Annotated in this window: 18 protein-coding genes; 6 read left to right on the top strand and 12 right to left on the bottom strand. The window is 61.6% G+C overall.

What is annotated here, in order from left to right:
• Nucleotides 1–26 precede the first annotated feature (26 nt).
• The gene (locus ACEN93_RS04585; RefSeq protein ID WP_074688630.1) at nt 27–1,004 is read right to left on the bottom strand and encodes a TerC family protein; all 978 of its coding nucleotides are present in this window, start codon (nt 1,002–1,004) and stop codon (nt 27–29) included.
• Nucleotides 1,005–1,197: 193 nt separating this feature from the next.
• Between ACEN93_RS04585 and ACEN93_RS04580 the strand changes: the two genes are divergently transcribed.
• Nucleotides 1,198–2,148, top strand: coding sequence for a Dyp-type peroxidase (locus tag ACEN93_RS04580; protein ID WP_163975609.1), 951 nt, complete (start codon nt 1,198–1,200; stop codon nt 2,146–2,148).
• A 37-nt stretch (nt 2,149–2,185) separates the two neighbouring features.
• Here ACEN93_RS04580 and ACEN93_RS04575 read toward each other — a convergent pair whose 3' ends face one another.
• Nucleotides 2,186–3,898 carry an amidase gene (locus tag ACEN93_RS04575; protein ID WP_085667598.1) on the bottom strand — a complete coding sequence of 571 codons (1,713 nt, stop codon included), beginning with the start codon at nt 3,896–3,898 and terminating at the stop codon, nt 2,186–2,188.
• 138 nt (nt 3,899–4,036) lie between these two features.
• Nucleotides 4,037–4,825, bottom strand: a complete 789-nt coding sequence (locus tag ACEN93_RS04570) for an AraC family transcriptional regulator (RefSeq protein WP_085667599.1) — start codon at nt 4,823–4,825, stop codon at nt 4,037–4,039.
• Between the two features lie 85 nt (nt 4,826–4,910).
• Here ACEN93_RS04570 and ACEN93_RS04565 point away from each other — a divergent pair, with 85 nt between their 5' ends.
• Complete coding sequence (locus ACEN93_RS04565; RefSeq protein WP_495611123.1) at nt 4,911–5,909, top strand: bile acid:sodium symporter family protein; 999 nt, start codon at nt 4,911–4,913, stop codon at nt 5,907–5,909.
• 3 nt (nt 5,910–5,912) lie between these two features.
• Here ACEN93_RS04565 and ACEN93_RS04560 read toward each other — a convergent pair whose 3' ends face one another.
• On the bottom strand, nt 5,913–6,836 hold the full coding sequence (locus tag ACEN93_RS04560; RefSeq protein WP_495611122.1) for a LysR family transcriptional regulator: 924 nt from the start codon (nt 6,834–6,836) through the stop codon (nt 5,913–5,915).
• A 130-nt stretch (nt 6,837–6,966) separates the two neighbouring features.
• Here ACEN93_RS04560 and ACEN93_RS04555 point away from each other — a divergent pair, with 130 nt between their 5' ends.
• Nucleotides 6,967–7,242, top strand: a complete 276-nt coding sequence (locus ACEN93_RS04555; protein WP_039766910.1) for a DUF2798 domain-containing protein — start codon at nt 6,967–6,969, stop codon at nt 7,240–7,242.
• Nucleotides 7,243–7,254: 12 nt separating this feature from the next.
• Here the strand turns inward: ACEN93_RS04555 and ACEN93_RS04550 are convergent, their stop codons facing one another.
• Complete coding sequence (locus tag ACEN93_RS04550) at nt 7,255–7,860, bottom strand: LuxR C-terminal-related transcriptional regulator (protein ID WP_039766908.1); 606 nt, start codon at nt 7,858–7,860, stop codon at nt 7,255–7,257.
• A 113-nt stretch (nt 7,861–7,973) separates the two neighbouring features.
• On the opposite strand from ACEN93_RS04550, the gene ACEN93_RS04545 reads away from it, so the two are divergent.
• Nucleotides 7,974–9,611 (top strand): ATP-binding response regulator, encoded by a 1,638-nt coding sequence (locus ACEN93_RS04545; protein WP_163975605.1) that lies wholly within the window; start codon nt 7,974–7,976, stop codon nt 9,609–9,611.
• Here ACEN93_RS04545 and yecR read toward each other — a convergent pair.
• The 5 genes from yecR to ACEN93_RS04520 all read right to left on the bottom strand — a co-directional run bounded on the left by yecR (nt 9,583) and on the right by ACEN93_RS04520 (nt 14,285).
• Nucleotides 9,583–9,891: a YecR family lipoprotein gene (gene yecR / locus ACEN93_RS04540; RefSeq protein ID WP_007950440.1), complete on the bottom strand. Its 309-nt coding sequence runs from the start codon at nt 9,889–9,891 to the stop codon at nt 9,583–9,585. The two genes, ACEN93_RS04545 and yecR, sit on opposite strands and share 29 nt — an antisense overlap.
• 59 nt (nt 9,892–9,950) lie before the next feature.
• Complete coding sequence (locus ACEN93_RS04535) at nt 9,951–10,265, bottom strand: hypothetical protein (RefSeq protein ID WP_039766904.1); 315 nt, start codon at nt 10,263–10,265, stop codon at nt 9,951–9,953.
• Between the two features lie 218 nt (nt 10,266–10,483).
• On the bottom strand, nt 10,484–11,023 hold the full coding sequence (locus ACEN93_RS04530; protein ID WP_495611121.1) for a hypothetical protein: 540 nt from the start codon (nt 11,021–11,023) through the stop codon (nt 10,484–10,486).
• Between the two features lie 710 nt (nt 11,024–11,733).
• Nucleotides 11,734–12,912 carry a trans-sulfuration enzyme family protein gene (locus tag ACEN93_RS04525; protein WP_039766902.1) on the bottom strand — a complete coding sequence of 393 codons (1,179 nt, stop codon included), beginning with the start codon at nt 12,910–12,912 and terminating at the stop codon, nt 11,734–11,736.
• Nucleotides 12,909–14,285, bottom strand: a complete 1,377-nt coding sequence (locus ACEN93_RS04520; protein WP_039766899.1) for a pyridoxal-phosphate dependent enzyme — start codon at nt 14,283–14,285, stop codon at nt 12,909–12,911. The genes ACEN93_RS04525 and ACEN93_RS04520 overlap by 4 nt, the downstream gene beginning before the upstream one ends.
• Nucleotides 14,286–14,682: 397 nt before the next feature.
• On the opposite strand from ACEN93_RS04520, the gene ACEN93_RS04515 reads away from it, so the two are divergent.
• The gene (locus ACEN93_RS04515) at nt 14,683–14,943 is read left to right on the top strand and encodes a ParD-like family protein (protein WP_039766896.1); all 261 of its coding nucleotides are present in this window, start codon (nt 14,683–14,685) and stop codon (nt 14,941–14,943) included.
• Entirely contained in the window at nt 14,940–15,731 is a 792-nt protein-coding gene (map, locus tag ACEN93_RS04510; RefSeq protein ID WP_074688609.1) for a type I methionyl aminopeptidase, read from the top strand. Before ACEN93_RS04515 ends, map begins: the two co-directional genes overlap by 4 nt.
• A 284-nt stretch (nt 15,732–16,015) precedes the next feature.
• Here the strand turns inward: map and ACEN93_RS04505 are convergent, their stop codons facing one another.
• Nucleotides 16,016–17,170 (bottom strand): ABC transporter ATP-binding protein, encoded by a 1,155-nt coding sequence (locus tag ACEN93_RS04505; RefSeq protein WP_103386950.1) that lies wholly within the window; start codon nt 17,168–17,170, stop codon nt 16,016–16,018.
• A 17-nt stretch (nt 17,171–17,187) separates the two neighbouring features.
• On the bottom strand, nt 17,188–17,997 hold the full coding sequence (locus ACEN93_RS04500) for an ABC transporter permease (protein ID WP_007957396.1): 810 nt from the start codon (nt 17,995–17,997) through the stop codon (nt 17,188–17,190).

Here is a 17,997-nt window from a genome sequence, read left to right as displayed (position 1 = left end):
GCGAACCACGTTTGCTCCCCCGACTGTTATTTCGCCTGACTTTCTTCGGGCGACTTGTCCTTCGTCAGCATCAGACTCAGCACCACCGACGCCAGAATCAGCCCCCCGACAATCGCCAGCGACCACTCCACCGGCATGTGAAACCATGGCATCGCCGTCATCTTCCCGCCGATGAACACCAGCACCAGCGCCAGTCCGTACTTGAGCAGATGAAAGCGGTCGGCCATGTCCGCCAGCAAAAAGTACAGCGCCCGCAGGCCCATGATCGCGAAGATGTTTGAGGTGAAAATGATGAACGGGTCGGTGGTCACCGCGAAAATCGCCGGGATGCTGTCGACCGCAAACATCAGGTCGCTGGCCTCGATCAGCACCAGCACCAGAAACATCGGCGTGGCCCAGCGCACACCGTTCTGCAGCACGAAAAACCGCTCGCCGTGAAAGCCGTTGGTGATTCGCAGATGCCCGCGCACCCAGCGCAGCAGCGGGTTGTTATCGAGGTCCGGTTGCTGCTCGGCGAACACCAGCATCTTGATCCCGGTGATGATCAGGAACACGCCGAACACATACAGCAGCCAAGTGAACTGCGACACCAGCCACACCCCGGCAAAGATCATCGCTGCGCGCATCACGATTGCCCCGAGCACGCCGTACAGCAGCACCCGGCGTTGCAACTCCGGCGGCACGGCGAAGTAGCTGAAGATCATCACGAAGACGAACATGTTATCGATCGACAGCGACTGCTCGATCAGGTAACCGGTGAGAAATTCCAGGGTCTTGACCTTGGCGATTTCGGGGCCGAATTCGCCGTTCAGATACCACCAGAGCAATCCGGCGAAGGCCATCGCCAGCATGCACCAGGCGAACACCCAGGATGAGGCTTCCCGTACCGAGACCCGATGCGCCTTGCGCCCACCGAAGACGAACAGGTCGACGGCCAGCATGGCGAGGACAAAAACGATGAAGGCGACCCACATCCAGGGTTCGCCGATGTTGATGGGGTGCATGCCGTTCTCCCTGTCTTTATGTTTTTCGGGGTAGACGGGGCCATGCTAGTAGGAGCCTTCCGGCAAAGAAAAATCGTTTATTTCGTGGGTATTGTTCGTTATTAACGAAGTGTCTGCCTTGGCAACGGGGTGACGGAAGGTATTTCAGTCAGTGCTTCTTTGCTAACCTCCCTTCGAGTTAGTCCATCATCCCTTGGGAGTCACGATCATCGAAACGCCAGATCCTCAAGCCGTCTGCAGCCCGATCACCAGCGCTGCGATATTCATTGTGGCGACGCTTAACGCCGAGGCCGAGTCCGCCGAAAAAGTCCGTGGCTGGTGCGCCGATATCGCGGGCCTGACGCGCTCGGTCGGCAAGCGTGTCCCTTCGGGAAACCTGTCCTGTGTTTGCGGGTTCTCTTCCAACGCCTGGGATCGTCTGTTCGGCAGTCCACGCCCGGCATCCTTGCACGACTTTCGCGAATTCGGTGTAGAAGGGCGGCGCGCCGTTTCCACGCCTGGCGACTTGCTGCTGCACATTCGCGCCGATCAGATGGACCTGTGTTTCGAACTGGCAACGCAGTTGATGTCGGCGCTGGATGGCGCCGTGACAGTGACCGACGAGGTGCAGGGATTCCGCTATTTCGACATGCGCAGCATCATCGGTTTTGTCGACGGCACGGAAAATCCGGTCGGTCGCAAAGCCGAGCATTTCACCCTCGTGGGCGATGAAGATCAGCCGTTCAGTGGCGGCAGTTACGTGCTGGTGCAGAAGTACCTGCACAACATGAAGGCGTGGAACGAATTGTCGGTCGAAGCGCAGGAGCGGGTGATCGGGCGCACCAAACTGTCCGATATCGAACTGGACGAGACGGTCAAGCCGAGCAATTCCCACAGTGCGTTGACGACCATCACCAGGGACGGCGAAGAGGTGAAGATCCTGCGCGACAACATGCCGTTCGGCCGACCTGGCGCAGGCGAGTTCGGCACTTATTTCATTGGCTACGCGCGTTCGCCGGAGCCGCTGGAACAGATGCTGGAGAACATGTTTGTCGGCAAGCCGCCGGGCAACTACGACCGGTTGCTGGACTTCAGCACGGCGGTCACTGGCAGCCTTTTCTTTGTGCCTTCGGCGGATTTGCTGGAAGAACTGGCAGAACGATAAAAAAACGGCGGGATCAATCGATCCCGCCGTTTTGCATTTACTTGCCTGTCGCCAGTGGTGGTGTACGTGGTGGCACCAGACGCCTGGAACCGGTCGCTTCGAACGCCGCCGCCAGGCGCAACAGTGTTGAATCGTCATAGGCGCGACCGGCAAACGTCAGCCCCACCGGCATGCCGATGTCGGCCATCACGCCCATCGGCACGGTGACGGTCGGCACGCCGAGGTGGCGGATCGCGAGGTTGCCGTTGGCGACCCAGATACCGTTGCTCCAGGCGATGTCCGCCGAGGCTGGGTTGACGTCGGCGTCGGCCGGGCCCACGTCGGCGTTGGTGGGGAACAGCACGGCGTCGAGGCCGAGGCGATCCATCCAGTCTTCGAGATCGAGCTTGCGGGTCTTCTCCAGGCCGCGCAGGCCGTCCGGCAGCGTCGGAATCTGATCCCACGGCGTGATACCGCGCTGGGCCATGCGCACGTATTCGTCCATGCCGGCAGCGAGGTCGCCTTCACGGTTGGGCAGGGTGCCAGGGTCGTGGGGGAAGATTTTCGGCCCGTCGACGTCTGCCAGTCGATTGAGTTTCGGGTCGCCGTTGGCGCGCAGGAAATCATCGAACGCCCAGGCCGACAGGTCCCACAGTTCGTGGTGCATGAACTCTTTGGAGACGATGCCGCGATTGAACACGGTCGGCGCGCCCGGACGATCGCCTTCGCAGTTGGAGACCAGCGGGAAATCCACTTCGATCACTTCGGCACCGGCGGCTTCGAGGGCCTGACGGGCCTGTTTCCACAAATCGATCACCGAAGCGCGGGTGTTGATGCGTTGCCCGGTCGGGCCGCCGATGCCCGGCTCGTCGCTGGTGCCGGCATCAGGGTCGGCGTTGATGTACATGCGCGGCACGCCCAGGCGTTTGCCGGCCAGTGCATCGCTGTTCACTGCCAGATCGAGATAGGAAGCCGGGCGCACCGAGGCGACGCTCGGGATCGGCACCCAGGGTTGCAGGCGCCACAGGTCGCCACGGGTGTCGGTGTCTTCGGCGACGACTACGTCGAGGACTTCCAGCAGGTCGGCCATGGTGCGGGCGTACGGCACCACCACGTCCATGGTCGGCGTCAGCGGCCAGTTGCCGCGTACCGAAATCACCCCGCGCGAAGGCGTGTAGGCGCACAGCCCGTTGTTCGAGGCAGGGCCACGACCGCTCGACCAGGTTTCTTCCGCCAGACCGAATGCCGAGAAGCTGGCAGCGGTGGCAGTGCCGGCACCGTTCGATGATCCCGAAGCAAACGGCGCGGTCAGGTAATCAGCGTTGTACGGGCTTTCGGCGCGGCCATAGACCCCGCGCTGCATCCCGCCATTGGCCATCGGCGGCATGTTGGTCTTGCCCAGGCAGATCGCACCGCCCGCACGCAGGCGCTCGATGGTGAACGCATCGCGCTGTGCCACCAGATCGGCGAAGGCCGGGCTGCCGGACGCGGCGGTCAGGCCTTTGACCAGATAGCTGTCCTTGGCGGTGTACGGGATGCCGTCCAGCGGACCGAGGGTTTCGCCCTTGGCACGACGGGCGTCCGAGGCTTGCGCTTCTTTCAGTGCGTCGGGGTTACGCACGATCACCGCGTTCAGCGCAGTGGCGGTTTCAGGGCCATCATAGGCGTCGATGCGCGCCAGATAGGCCTGCACCAATTCAACCGCCGTGGTCTGGCCGGACTCGAGCGCCGCGCGCAATTGGGCAATGGAAACTTCAGTGACTTCGATCATGCTGTTACCGCCGACAGGTTCGCTAAAGGGTGGTTGATCATTGTTATCGTCGAAAGATGTCAAAGGTTCTTGATGGGCGAAACTCTACCCTGAAATTTGCCCAATGGCATGTATAAAGTCGATAAATATCGGTTAATTTCATCGGAAAAACTCTCCCGGCGTCTCGCCGAACTGTTGGCGAAACGCCGCGATAAACGCCGATGTCGAGTCATAACCACAGGCCAAAGCCACGTCGGTGACGCGTTCGCCGCGTTCCAGCGGTGTCAGCGCACCCAGCAGACGCAGGCGCTGGCGCCAGGTGCGGAAGGTCAAACCGGTATCGCGCAGGAACAGCCGAGTCAGAGTTTTCTCGGTTACGCCGAATTTTTCGCTCCAGTGCGCCAAGGTGGTCTGCTGTTCAGGATGTTGCTCCAGACTCTGATAGATCTGGCGCAAGCGAGTGTCCTGCGGCAGTGGCAGCATCAGGTCGATGGGCGGCGCCTCGGCCAGTTGATCGAGGATCACCTGGGCCAGACGCCCGTGCGGGCCGCTCTGGTCATATTCGACAGGAATCTGACTGAAAGCCCGAATCAGCTCACGCAAAAGATCACTGACGCCGAGCACATGACAACGCTCCGGTGCCCAGCTGGCGACGCTGCAATCGATGTACAGGCTGCGCATTTCCGTGTGCGGCGAACTGAATACCCGATGCGGCACGCCCGCCGGAATCCACACCGCCCGCTCCGGCGGCGCAACGAAACGACCGACGGCAGTCTGTACCTCGAGCACGCCCTGGATTGCGTAGGACAACTGCACCCACGGATGACTGTGACGGCGAGTCAACGCGCGATTGGGCAGCGATTCGGTGCGCCCATAGAGCGGACGCGGCAGGCTGGGCAGCCCGGGAATGCTGCGTCTGACGCTCTTTTCGTGTCCTTTTGGCGGCATCTGTGGGTTCTTCGGCGTTAGTCGGTAATTTCCAGTCACGTTAGAGTCGCTTCCACGTACTGGCAACCCCCCGGATGAGCAAACCATGACGCGCCCACGATTTTTGCCCGACAACTTCACCTTGACCCTGATCGGCGTGGTGCTGCTGGCCAGCTTCCTGCCCGCCAGCGGTCAGGTCGCGACCGGTTTCGGCTGGCTGACCAACATCGCCATTGCGCTGCTGTTTTTCCTTCACGGCGCCAAGCTGTCGCGGGAATCGATCATCGCCGGCGCCGGCCACTGGCGCCTGCATTTGCTGGTGTTCGGCCTGACCTTTGTCCTGTTCCCACTACTGGGTCTTGCGCTCAAGCCGCTGTTGTCGCCGCTGATCGGTGATCAGCTGTACATGGGCATGCTGTATCTGTGTGCGCTGCCGGCCACGGTGCAGTCGGCGATTGCCTTCACCTCTCTGGCGCGGGGCAACATTCCGGCGGCGATCTGCAGTGCGGCGGCGTCCAGTCTGTTCGGTATTTTCCTCACGCCGCTGTTGGTGACGCTGCTGCTCAACGTCCACGGCGACGGCGGCTCGACCCTCGACGCAATCGTGAAAATCAGCGTGCAATTGCTGCTGCCGTTCATTGCCGGCCAGGTTGCCCGTCGCTGGATCGGCGCCTGGGTCGGTCGCAACAAGAACTGGCTGAAATTCGTCGATCAGGGCTCGATTCTGCTGGTGGTCTACGGCGCGTTCAGCGAGGCAGTGAACGAGGGCATCTGGCACCAGATTCCGGTGATCGAACTACTGGGGCTGGTGGTGGTGTGCTGCATTCTGTTGGCGCTGGTGCTGCTGGCGTCCACAGTGCTGGGCAAGCTGTTCGGTTTCAGTCTGGAAGACCGCATCACCATTCTGTTCTGCGGTTCGAAAAAGAGCCTGGCCACTGGCGTGCCGATGGCGCAGGTGTTGTTTGCCGGCAGCGCGATTGGCGTGCTGATTCTGCCGCTGATGCTGTTCCATCAGATTCAACTGATGGTCTGCGCGGTGCTGGCGCAGCGCTATGCGAAGCGGCAGGAATCGGTGCCTGAACTGATGGCGCAGGTTGATCCTTGATCCTCATCGAGCGGGCCAGCGGGTATGCAGGAACTCCTGCAAAAATTCGGTGAAGGCCTTGACCTTGGAAGTCATGGCGGCGCGCTCCTGCACACAGGCATAGATCTCGAGCGGCGCGGCGCTGGCAAAGGTCGAGCCGTCGCCCGGTTCGAATAAAGAGACCAGTTGACCACTCTCCAGATAGGGCGCGGCAACGAATTCCGCCAGTCGGGTGATTCCGGCACCATGAGCAGCCATTTGCGCCAGGGCGTCGATATCGTCGCTGATGGCGGTCGCATTGATCGCAGCCTCAAAGCGCTGACCCTGCCCAACGAACCACCAGCGCAGTAACCGTCCGTCCAGCGGATAGCGGAACGCCAGACAGGCGTGCTGTTGAAGATCTGCCGGAGTCGAAGGGCGACCGGCCTTTTGCAGGTAGTCAGGGCTGGCGCAAATCACGAACGGCACCGTCGCAACCTTGCGCGCGATGATGCCGTCTTCCAGTTGCGGCTCAATGCGCAGACTCAGGTCGATACCTTCGTGGAGGTGATTGATTTTGCGGTCGGTGGTCGAGAGCTCAAGCGTCAACTGCGGGTAGCGTTCGGCGAACCCGGCAATGACCGGGGCCAGTACATGGCGCCCGAACCCGGCGGTGGAGGCGATACTCAAGTGTCCCTGGAGTTGCGTCTGCGCGTGGCTGATGGCGCTCTGCGCGGACTCCAGATCGAGCGCGATACGTTTTACTTTCTCGAAATACACCGAACCGCTCTCCGTCAGCGCCATGTTGCGGGTGGTGCGTTGCAGCAGGCGTGTGTCGAGGTGAGTCTCAAGGCGACCAAGGGTCTGACTGACGGCGGCGGCACTCACCCCGAGGGTTTTGGCGGCGCCGACAATCGATCCCGCCTCAACGACTTTGATAAAACAATCGATTGCACCCAAGAGGTTCATGCGTGGATCCCGGCGAGGACGAATTAATAAGATTTTGTTTATAAATTGCTCACGGCGATCAGTCTAGTTACGGCTTGGCAGACTTGTTAGGGTGCTCGGCGCCTATCCACTTCGGTCAACAAGGACTGACATGAATCAGAGACTATCCCCAAGAACCACAGTATTCAGCCCGCGCAAGCTGTCGGCCCGTGCCATGCCGTACGTATTTGCGTTGTATATGGCGACCATCATGGCGTTTCTGATGTCGCTGGTGATCACCGCCTCCAATTTCGGAATTGATGCCGATTACCTTAGCAATGCGCTGCACGCCTACAAACTGGCGATGCCCGTGGCATTTCTGTGCATTCTCGTGGTCCGGCCGATTGTGGTGAAACTGGTCGCACTGACCGTCCACCCGCACGGCTGACCTGGAGGCCGGCTACAAGGCTCCGGAGTATTTCACCGCTGCTGCGGCGCGCGACGGCACGTTGAGCACCCGCAACAACGACGAAACATGAATCCGCACCGTGAACGGCGAAATATCCAGTTCGCGGGCGATTTCCTTGTTGGTCTTGCCCTGGGCGATCAGCCGCAGCACCTCTTGCTGACGCGGGGTGAGGGCGGTGCCGGTGTCCAGCGGCAGCAGGCCGGACGGGGCGAACTTCACCAGCACCTCACCTTCACGAATCGCCCGGATCGCCTGACCGATCTCATCGGGGGCGATGTTCTTGCCGATGAATCCATCGATGCCGGCCGCCATGACGTCGCCGATCAGCGCCTCGTCATCGACCATCGACACAACGATCAGGGTGGTTCGCGGCAAACGCCGGCGCAGTTCCGCGAGCTGGGTCACACAGGTCAGGCCGGGAAAGCGCAGGTCGAGGATCAAGGTGTCAGGCTCATCGCCCGCCGGCAGCAGGGCGAGCACAGTGTCGAGGTCGCCGGCTTCTTCGATCAGGGCCTCGGGCAGCAGACGCTGGACGGTGCGCAGCAGCGCTTCGCGAAACAACGGGTGATCGTCGGCTATGATGATTCGGCACGCCATGGCGCAACCCTCCCTGGGTCTGCATTGCTCATGGCATGCACCTTAGCATCGGGCGAAGGCATTGCCTGTTGATTCGTGCGTTTATGACGACTGCTGCACAAGGACGTTCCCCCATGAAGTTCGAAAAGAACACCGAGCTCGACCAGGCCAATCTGCGCATCATCATCGCCAGCATTGCGCTGGTTTACATGGCCGTGCTCGGTTTTTTGCCGGGCCAGCGCTTCGATACTTACCTGCCGGTGGTCACCTACATTTCCCTGTTTCTGCTGGCCTCCGTCGTGCTGCGCCAGGCCATTGTGCGCTGGCCGGGGCATTATCCGGCGCGGCGGATTTTCGGCATGCTCCACGATTACACCGGCACCAGTTTCGGGCTGGTGGTCGGCGGCGAGGCGGCGCTGCCCATCTACGCCGTCATGGTCTGGGTCAATCTCGGCAACGGCATGCGCTACGGCTCGCGCTATCTGGCGATCGCCACGGTGTTGGCGTTGCTGGCGCTGCTGGCGGTCTATCGGTTGACGCCGTATTGGCAGGCGCAACCGTTCATGGTGTTGATGCTGATGATCACCAGCACGGTGATTCCGGTGTATGCGCACCTGCTGCTGGAGCGCACGCGCAAGGCGTCCGAAGAGGCGGTCGCCGCCAACCTTGAAAAATCACGGTTCCTGGCTCAGGCCAGTCATGATCTGCGCCAGCCGATCCACTCCATCGGCCTGTTTACCGCATGCCTGCGCGAGTCGCGACTGGGCGAAGAGGAGCGGCGGCTGGTGGACAGCATCGACCGCTCGCTGCTCAACGTATCGCAGCTGTTTCGCTCGATTCTCGATCTCTACACCCTCGACAACGGGCGGATTCTGCCCCGGTTGCAGACGCTTGAAATGGGTGAATGGCTGGCGGATCTGATCCGCCAGAACGCCGAAGCCGCACGCTGGGCGGGTGTCGAACTGCGCTTGCGGCCTTGCGAACACTGGGTGCGCACCGATCCGGCGTTGCTGGCGACCATGGTCCAGAACGTGCTCTCCAACTGCTTCAAATACGGTGCGCATCGGCCAGTGCTGATCGGTGTGCGCAAGCGCGGCGCGGGGTTGGCCATCGCGATTTATGACCTGGGCAGCGGGATCGCCGAAGAGCATTTGCCCAAGGTGTTCGAGGAGTTTTATCGGGTTCGCCAGTTGCGCGACAAGGACGTCGAAGGCGTGGGCCTGGGGTTGTCGATTGTCCGGCGGTTGGGGCAATTGATCGGTGTCGACGTCGCGATCCGTTCACGGCTGGGGCATGGCACGGCGGTGACCTTGCATGGGCTGCCACTCGCACCGCCGCAGATGCCGGTCAATCGGGAGGAGGCTCGACAGGTCGGGTTGCTGACGGGGTTGAAGGTGTGTCTGGTGGAGGATGATCGCAACGTTTTGCTGGCGACTTCGGCGTTACTCGAGCGTTGGGGTTGCGTGGTGCAGGCCGAGCTGAGCGGGCAGGGCCTGGTCACGGACTGCGACATCATCGTTGCCGACTATGATCTCGGATCCCACAGTACCGGCATCGAATGCATAGACGAGGTTCGCCGTCAGCGCGGTTATGCGGTCCCGGCCATGATCATCACCGGGCATGACATCGAAAAAATCCAGGCGGCCCTGCATGATCGGCAGATCGCCATTCTGTCCAAGCCGGTACGCCCGGCCGAGCTGCGCGCGACCCTGCGTGCGCTGCGCGACCGGCAGACCGAAGCGGTCAGCGCTTACACAGATAGTCTTGCGTGATGGTGGTTTGCAGGCAGTTGTACTGACCCATGGTGCGGCAGATGTTTTTCTCCGAGCCCGACACTTCGGCGCTCTTGTAGCCCCAGACCTTGCAACGGCCTTCAGCCGTGGCCAACCCTTGAGCGGCGGAGGTTTGCCCGCTTTCGAACTGCCCCAGTTCATAGGAGACCTGGACAACGCCGTCGGTCTTGCTGCCGCCGGTGGCTTCCCATTGCTTGGGGGTGGCGCAGCCGGTGAGAACGACGGCCGCGAGGCTGAGGGTGGCGATGAGTGTTTTCATGGTAGAACGGAATCCTTTACCGGATGAGAAGAGGCGTTGAACGGTTTTCCTGCGCCGGATTACTGGTACGGAATCGGCGACGCGCCCTTGGGCAGACAGGACAGCGGAGGCGTCATGATGCCCATGCTCGCCACCGCGATGATTGCGCCGCTGGGCAACTCGCAGTTGTATTCGCCGGCGGCGGTGTAGGCGGTGTAGTAGGTCAGCGTGCTGTCGTTGCGGATGTTGCCGATCTTGGTGACCGGTTGGCCGATGACGGTCTGGGCGCGTTCGCGCATGCTGTCTTCGGTGGGTTTGGCGGTCTGGCAACCGCTGGCGCCGAGGAGCAGGGCACCGAGAACTGTAATCTTGGCGAGGCTGAGCTGAAGTTTCATGGTGTTTCTTCCTTGGTGTTGTTGTTTTTCCAGGCACAACGATCCCGCGCACTGCACAGCGGCAATGTTGGGGAGCGTCGGGGGTTGCGAGGGAATATAACGCCAGGGAACGGGGTGGTCGATTAGCACAAATGTGCTAGTGCGGCGCAACCAGCGGTGGGCTGATTGCGCCGATAGCGGTTATTGAGGGCTGTTGAACTGGTCGGAATAGCTGCCGCTCATGAGGGCGGAAGCCACCTGGTCCGAACCGACGCCTGCGCGGGAGTAGGCGAGTCGGTTGGCACCGACCTTGTCTGCGCCATCGGCGGCGAGGGCGCCTGCGCCGACGTGGTCGGAGCCGTCAGAGGCAACGGCCCGAGCGCCGACATGATCTGCGCCGTCAGAGGCGACGGCCCGAGCGCCGACATGATCTGCGCCGTCAGAGGCGACGGCCCCGGCGCCGACATGATCCGCGCCGTCAGAGGCGACAGCCCCGGCGCCGACATGATCTGCACCGTCAGAGGCGACAGCCCCAGCGCCGACATGATCTGCGCCGTCAGAGGCGACGGCCCGAGCGCCGACATGATCTGCGCCGTCAGAGGCGACGGCCCGAGCGCCGACATGATCTGCACCGTCAGAAGCGACGGCCCCGGCGCCGACATGATCCGCGCCGTCAGAAGCAACGGCGCCTGCGCCGACATGATCTGCACCGTCAGAGGCGACGGTCCCGGCGCCGACATGATCCGCGCCGTCAGAGGCGACGGCCCCAGCGCCGACATGATCTGCGCCGTCAGAGGCTACGGCCCCCGCCCCCACATGATCCGCCCCATCCGACGCCAATGCCTGCGCCTGCGCAGCCCAGACATTGGGCATTGCCACTGTTGCCGCAACTGCCAGGACGAAGCCCGGCCAAAGCGTGTGCTTCATGATGTTCTCCACGCCCCATCAGCCACACAGCAGCCGAGCATTACCCGTCATTTGTTCATCGACGGAAGGCTCGTTGGCCCGGGGTCAACCAGATTGGTGAATGGCACGGGGGCACCGGAGGGTGCACGGGTGTCGACGGTTACAGGAAATCTGGACAGCGAACTGAAAAGTATAGTTCGCCCTTGGCGGGAGGCAGGCTGAAGGGTCGTGAAGGCGATAGTCGGTTAGCTTCCTTGCAGGCCGGCGCTTGAAAACAATCAGTCTAAAAACCGCGTAGCGCAATGCAGCGTGTTTGCTAGGCTCAAGAATGTAGGCGAAGACGCAGACTGATGCGCAAGCGGATAGCAAGGGGACGTGGGGCGCGTTCCGAAGGGTACACGGTTAGAAAGATCTCCGCGCTGAGATCCAGCCCTTATGCCGTGTGAAGCAGCCGAGACCGTACCCCTTTCAATTTGGTCCGGTACTGTGAGAAGCCTGATAAACCTTGTAAGCCAGAGACCAGCACTGGCCGCCTACTCGAACACCAAAACCCGCCTTGTGCGGGCTTTGACGTTTTCGGGCGTTAAATGCTGGCCAGCGCCTGCGCCAGATCGGCACGCAGGTCTTCGATGTCCTCGACGCCCACCGACAGACGCACCAGGCTGTCACCGATGCCGAGCTTGGCGCGGGTTTCGGCCGGGATGGTCGCGTGGGTCATGATCGCCGGGTGTTCGATCAGGCTTTCCACACCGCCAAGGCTTTCGGCCAGGGCGAAGATCTGCACGTTCTCCAGGAAGCGCCGGGCGCCTGCCAGATCACTGTTCAGATCCAGGGAAATCATTCCGCCGAAACCACGCATCTGACGCTTGGCCAGTTCGTGCTGCGGGTGGGATTCCAGACCCGGGTAGTAGACGCGTTTGACCTGCGGTTGCTGTTCCAGCCAGCGCGCCAGATCCAGTGCGTTGCTGCAATGACGCTCCATACGCAGCGCCAGCGTCTTCACGCCACGCAGGGTGAGGAACGCGTCGAACGGGCCGGAGATAGCACCGACTGCGTTCTGCAGAAAGCCCAGGCGCTCGGCTAGCGCAGGATTGTCGCCAACTACCGCGATCCCGCCGATCACGTCGGAGTGACCGTTCAGGTATTTGGTGGTCGAGTGCAGCACGATGTCGAAACCCAGTTCCAGCGGACGCTGAATCCACGGGCTGGCGAATGTGTTGTCGGCCACGCAGAGGATCCCCCGCGCCTTGCAAATGCGCGCGATGGCGGCGAGGTCGGACAGACCCAGCAGCGGGTTGGTCGGGCTCTCCACAATCACCATGCGCGTGTCGTCCTGCAACGACGCTTCGAACGCCGACATATCCGCCAGATCGACGTAGCTGAAACGATGCCCGGCACTGCGCTGACGCACCTTGTCGAAGAGACGGAAAGTGCCGCCGTACAGGTCATTGCCGGACACGATGTGCGAGCCGGCGTCGAGCAGTTCGAGCACGGTGGAAATCGTCGCCAGCCCGGACGCGAAGGCGAACGCCCGGGTGCCGCCCTCCAGATCCGCCACGCAGCGCTCCAGGGCAAAACGCGTCGGGTTGTGCGAGCGGCCGTAGTCAAAACCCTTGTGCACGCCGGGGCTGTCTTGCAGGTACGTGGAGTTGGCGTAGATCGGCGGCATCAACGCGCCGGTGGTCGGGTCCGGCGTTTGCCCGGCGTGGATCACGCGGGTGGCGAAGCCTTGTTGACGGGCGTTCTTGTCATGCTGGCTCATGCCAGGGATCTCCGTAATTGATTGAGCATGTCGACGCGGGTGATCAGGCCGTGGAAGCCTGAGGCGTCGGCGATGATGGCCACCAGGCCGCTGCTGAGCACGGCTTCCAGTTCAGCCAGCGTGGCGCCGGGGGCGAGGGTTTGCAACTTGTCGGTCATCGCGCTGGCGACGGGTTTGCTGAAGAGGGAGGCGTCTTCGTGTACGCGCACCAGAATGTCCGACTCGTCGATCACGCCGACCAGTTGCTTGCCATCCACCAGCACCGGCAGTTGCGAAACATCGGCCAGGCGCATGCGCTGGAACGCGGTCATCAGCGTATCGTCCGGGCCGACGCTGACAACTTTGCCGTCCTCGAAGCGTCGGGCAATCAGGTCGCGCAGGTCGCCGTAGCGTTTGCGCTGCAACAGGCCCTGATCGGTCATCCACTGGTCGTTGTAGACCTTCGACAGGTATCGGGTGCCAGTGTCGCAGACGAAGCTGACCACGCGCTTCGGCTCGGTCTGTTCGCGGCAGTAGCGCAGCGCGGCAGCGAGCAGGGTGCCGGTGGACGAACCACCGAGAATGCCTTCGGCTTTCAGCAGCTGGCGCGCGTGATCGAAGCTTTCCTCGTCGCTGATCGAGTAGGCGCTGCGCACGCTCGACAGGTCGGTGATCGACGGAATGAAGTCCTCACCGATGCCTTCCACCGCCCACGAACCTGCGGTGCCGAGATGCTTGCTGCGGCTGTATTCAGCCATCACCGAACCGACCGGGTCAGCCAGGACCATTTCCAGATCCGGTTGTACGCGCTTGAAGAAGCGGGTCAGGCCGGTCAGCGTGCCGGCCGAGCCAACGCCAACCACGATCGCGTCCAGGTCATGCTCGGTCTGGGCCCAGATTTCCGGCCCGGTGCTGCACTCGTGGGCCAGCGGGTTGGCCGGGTTGTTGAACTGGTCGGCGAAGAACGCGCCGGGAATGTCCTTGGCCAGACGCGCGGCGACATCCTGGTAATACTCGGGATGACCCTTGCCGACATCGGAGCGGGTGATGTGCACTTCGGCGCCCATGGCCTTGAGGTGCAGGACTTTCTCGGTGGACATTTTGTCCGGCACCACCAGCACGACGCGGTAGCCCTTGGCGCGGCCGACCAGGGCCAGGCCCAGACCGGTGTTGCCGGCGGTGGCCTCGACGATTGTGCCACCGGGTTGCAGGCGACCGTCGCGCTCAGCGGCGTCGATCATGGCCAGACCGATGCGGTCCTTGATCGAGCCGCCGGGGTTCTGTGATTCGAGTTTGAGAAACAGGGTGCAGGGACCGGTATCGAAGCGGGTGACTTGTACCAGCGGCGTATTGCCGATCAGCCCAAGTACGGCAGGGCGTGAATCCTTTGACATCTCTTCACCTCTTTGTGGTGTTGATCGCGTTCCATTCGCGGGGAAAAAGCTCGCGTGCAACATAGGCTCAGACCTGAGCTGTCGCAACCTTTAAACAGCCGGAAATACTGCCATTTCGATCTAACGATAGAACGAAATCAGCGAGGGGCAGGAAGTGATTTGCAGGGGTTTATACGCAGGCGTCATCGAGTATTGAAAGGGCGTCTTCAGCGTCACGAAGCGCTTGATCCGGTAGTAAAAATCTTGCAGCGAAAAATGCTGATTGATTGCTCGTCAGAACCAGTCTTCGGTGCCGGGCAGATTTTTTCTCAGCGACTTACCGGGTATGCAGCGTTTGCAATCCCGAGCGACACACGATTAATATACGATCCATATACACTTCGTATCGGATATTGCCATGGGCATCGTAAAGATTTCAGAGGACATGCACGAGAATCTGCGCATTTCCAGCAACGCACTCAGCCGCTCGATCAACGCGCAGGCCGAACACTGGATGCGCATCGGCATGCTCGCCGAGCTGTATCCCGATCTTGATCACCACGCCATTTGCCGGTTGCTGATTCGCGCCGAGCAGTCGGGCGGTCTGGATCTGCAGCAAGTCTGCGCACTGGCGGATGCCGCGCAGAACGCCTCGGTCAAAGAGGCGGTAAAGGCATGAGAAACCCGATCAAGATCAACACCCAGGCCGAAATCGCTCAATCCCGCGAGGCCGGCAGACTGGCCGCCGAGGTGCTGGCGATGCTGGTGCCGCACGTCAAGGCTGGCGTCACCACCGATCAACTCGACCAGTTGTGCAACGACTACATCGTCAATGTGCAGAAAGCCATTCCGGCCAACGTCGGTTACCACGGCTTCCCGAAAACCGTCTGCGCGTCAGTCAACGAAGTGGTCTGCCATGGAATTCCTTCGAAGCGCGTGCTGAAGGACGGCGACATCGTCAACCTCGATATCGCGGTGATCAAGGACGGCTGGTTCGGCGACACCAGCCGCATGTACGTGGTCGGCAAGCCGACGCCCGAGGCGCGGCATCTGATCAAGACCACTTACGACGCCATGTGCGCCGGCATCCGCGTGGTGCGTCCGGGCGCTACGTTGGGTGACATCGGTCATGCGATCCAGACGTTGGCGGAAAAAGAAGGGTTCAGTGTGGTGCGCGAGTATTGCGGGCACGGGATCGGCAAGGTTTATCACGATGAACCGCAGGTGCTGCATTACGGTTATCCGGAGCAGGGCATGAAGCTGAAGGCGGGGATGATCTTTACCATTGAGCCGATGCTCAATGCTGGCAAGCGGCATGTGAAAAGTCTGGCGGATGGCTGGACGGTGGTGACCAAGGATCAGTCATTGTCGGCGCAGTGGGAGCATATGGTGGCGGTGACGGAGGACGGGTTTGAAGTGTTGACGGCTTGGCCTGATCAGATTGAGGGGTTTGCGGCTATCAAGTGAGACCGAGTCGGCCGCTGGCCCTCACCCCAGCCCTCTCCCGGGGGGAGAGGGAGCCGATTGGGGAATATTCGAGAAGTACGCCGACCTGAAAGCTCCGCAGTGAATCCATAATCGCCGCCGACCTGAAAGCTCCGCAGTGAATCCATAATCGCCGCCGACCAGAATGCTGTGCCAAATCCACAATCGACTCGGTTTTTCAGGTCGATGTACAGCGCAAGACACCTCGGTCGGCTCCCTCTCCCTCCGGGAGAGGGCTGGGGTGAGGGCGGGCAGGCGACGCGTTCTTAATGAGCACCGGCAGCTTTATTCAAATCGCTCTCAGCCCACTCGGTATAGACGCAAGCATCCGCCGTCGCCCAACGCACCCGAACCGGATCCCCAGCCTTCAACGGCATCCCCGCCGCCGACAACGCCTTCACCGTCATCGAAGTCCCGCCTGACGTCACCACACTGCACGTCTGACTCTCACCCAGAAACAACACCTCGACCACCTTCGCCGAAACCTCGTTCCAACCCGCCGCCAGCGGTTCATCGATCGCCTGCTGCACACTCAACGCCAACGCCTTTTCCGGACGCACCATCAGCAGCACATCCTGCCCGGTCTGCAATCCGGCAGTCAGGCGAATCGACAGCGACTGCCCCTCAAAACTCGCCGCCGCATTGCCCTGCGCCTTGAGCTTGAGAAAGTTCGAGTTACCCAGAAACGACGCCACAAACGCATTCGGCGGATTCTGATAAAGGTCATAACCGCTGCCGAGCCCGACAATCTTGCCGTGACTGAAAATCGCGATGCGCTGGGACAGGCGCATGGCTTCTTCCTGGTCGTGGGTCACGTAGACGATGGTGATGCCGAGGCGGCGGTGCAGTTGGCGCAATTCGTCCTGAAGGTCTTCGCGCAGTTTCTTGTCCAGCGCACCGAGCGGTTCGTCCATCAGCAGAATGCGTGGCTCGTAAACCAGAGCGCGAGCGATGGCGACCCGTTGCTGCTGGCCGCCGGACAGTTGCGAAGGGCGGCGATGGGCGAATTGTTCGAGCTGCACCAGTTTCAGCATCGCATCGACGCGCTTGTCACGTTCAGCGGCGGCGAGTTTGCGGATCGCCAGCGGGAACGCAATGTTGTCGCGCACCGACAGATGCGGGAACAGCGAATAACGCTGGAACACCATGCCGATGTCGCGCTTGTGCGGCGGCACGTTGACCAGCGACTGGCCGTTGACCAGGATCTCGCCGCTGCTCGGGGTTTCGAAGCCGGCGAGCATCGACAGCGTGGTGCTTTTGCCCGAGCCGCTGGAGCCGAGGAAGGTGAGGAATTCGCCGTCCTTGATGTCCAGCGAAATGTTGTCCACGGCCGCGAAATCGCCGTAGTGCTTGTTCAGGTTGCGCAGGCTGACCAGGGGTTTGTCGTTCTGCTGGGATGCGTCTTTGATCACGGCACTCATGTCGTACTCCTGGGCGCTCAGGCGCTGATTTCGTTGCGCCGGCGCAGGGCGGCGGCGATCACCATGACCAATACCGACAGGCCGATCAGCAGCGTCGAGGCGACGGCGATCACGGGCGTCAGGTCCTGGCGCAGGGTGGTCCACATTTTCACGGGAAGGGTTTGCAGGGTGGGGCTGGCCATCATCACGCTGAGCACCACTTCGTCCCACGAAACCAGGAAGGCGAAGAGGGCGCCGGCCACCATCCCCGGGCGAATCGCCGGGAAGGTCACCTTGAACACCGCTTGCAGGCGTGACGCACCGCAGATCACCGCCGCGTCTTCAATCGACTGATCGAACAGCTTCAGCGAATTGATGATCGAGATGATGGTGAACGGCAGCGCGACGATCACATGGCTGACGACGAAGGCAAACATCGTCCCGGTGTAGCCGAGCTTGAGGAACAGCGCGTACACCGCCACGGCGATGATCACCAGCGGCACGATCATCGGCAGGGTGAACAGACCGTAGAGCATTTCCCGGCCGGGGAAGCGTCCGCGTACCAGCGCAAAGGCCGTCGGCAAACCGAGGGCGACGGCGCAGATTGTGGTCAGCACCGCGACCTTGAGGCTGGCCAGTGCTGCGCTCATCCAGTCGGCGTTGGAGAAGAACTGCACGTACCATTTCAGCGTCCAGCCCGGTGGCGGGAACACCAGCCACTGGGACGAACCGAACGACAGCAGGACGATGAACACGATCGGCAACAACAGGAACAGGCCGATCAGCCCGGTGGTGAAATACAGGCCGAAGCGCATCCGGCGACTCATGGCATTGGGCGTCAGGAGCAT

It is taken from the genome of Pseudomonas sp. Pseusp21 (assembly GCF_059492145.1).
The sequence above is the reverse complement of the archived record's forward strand: the minus strand, read 5'-3'. Positions and strand labels throughout refer to the sequence as shown.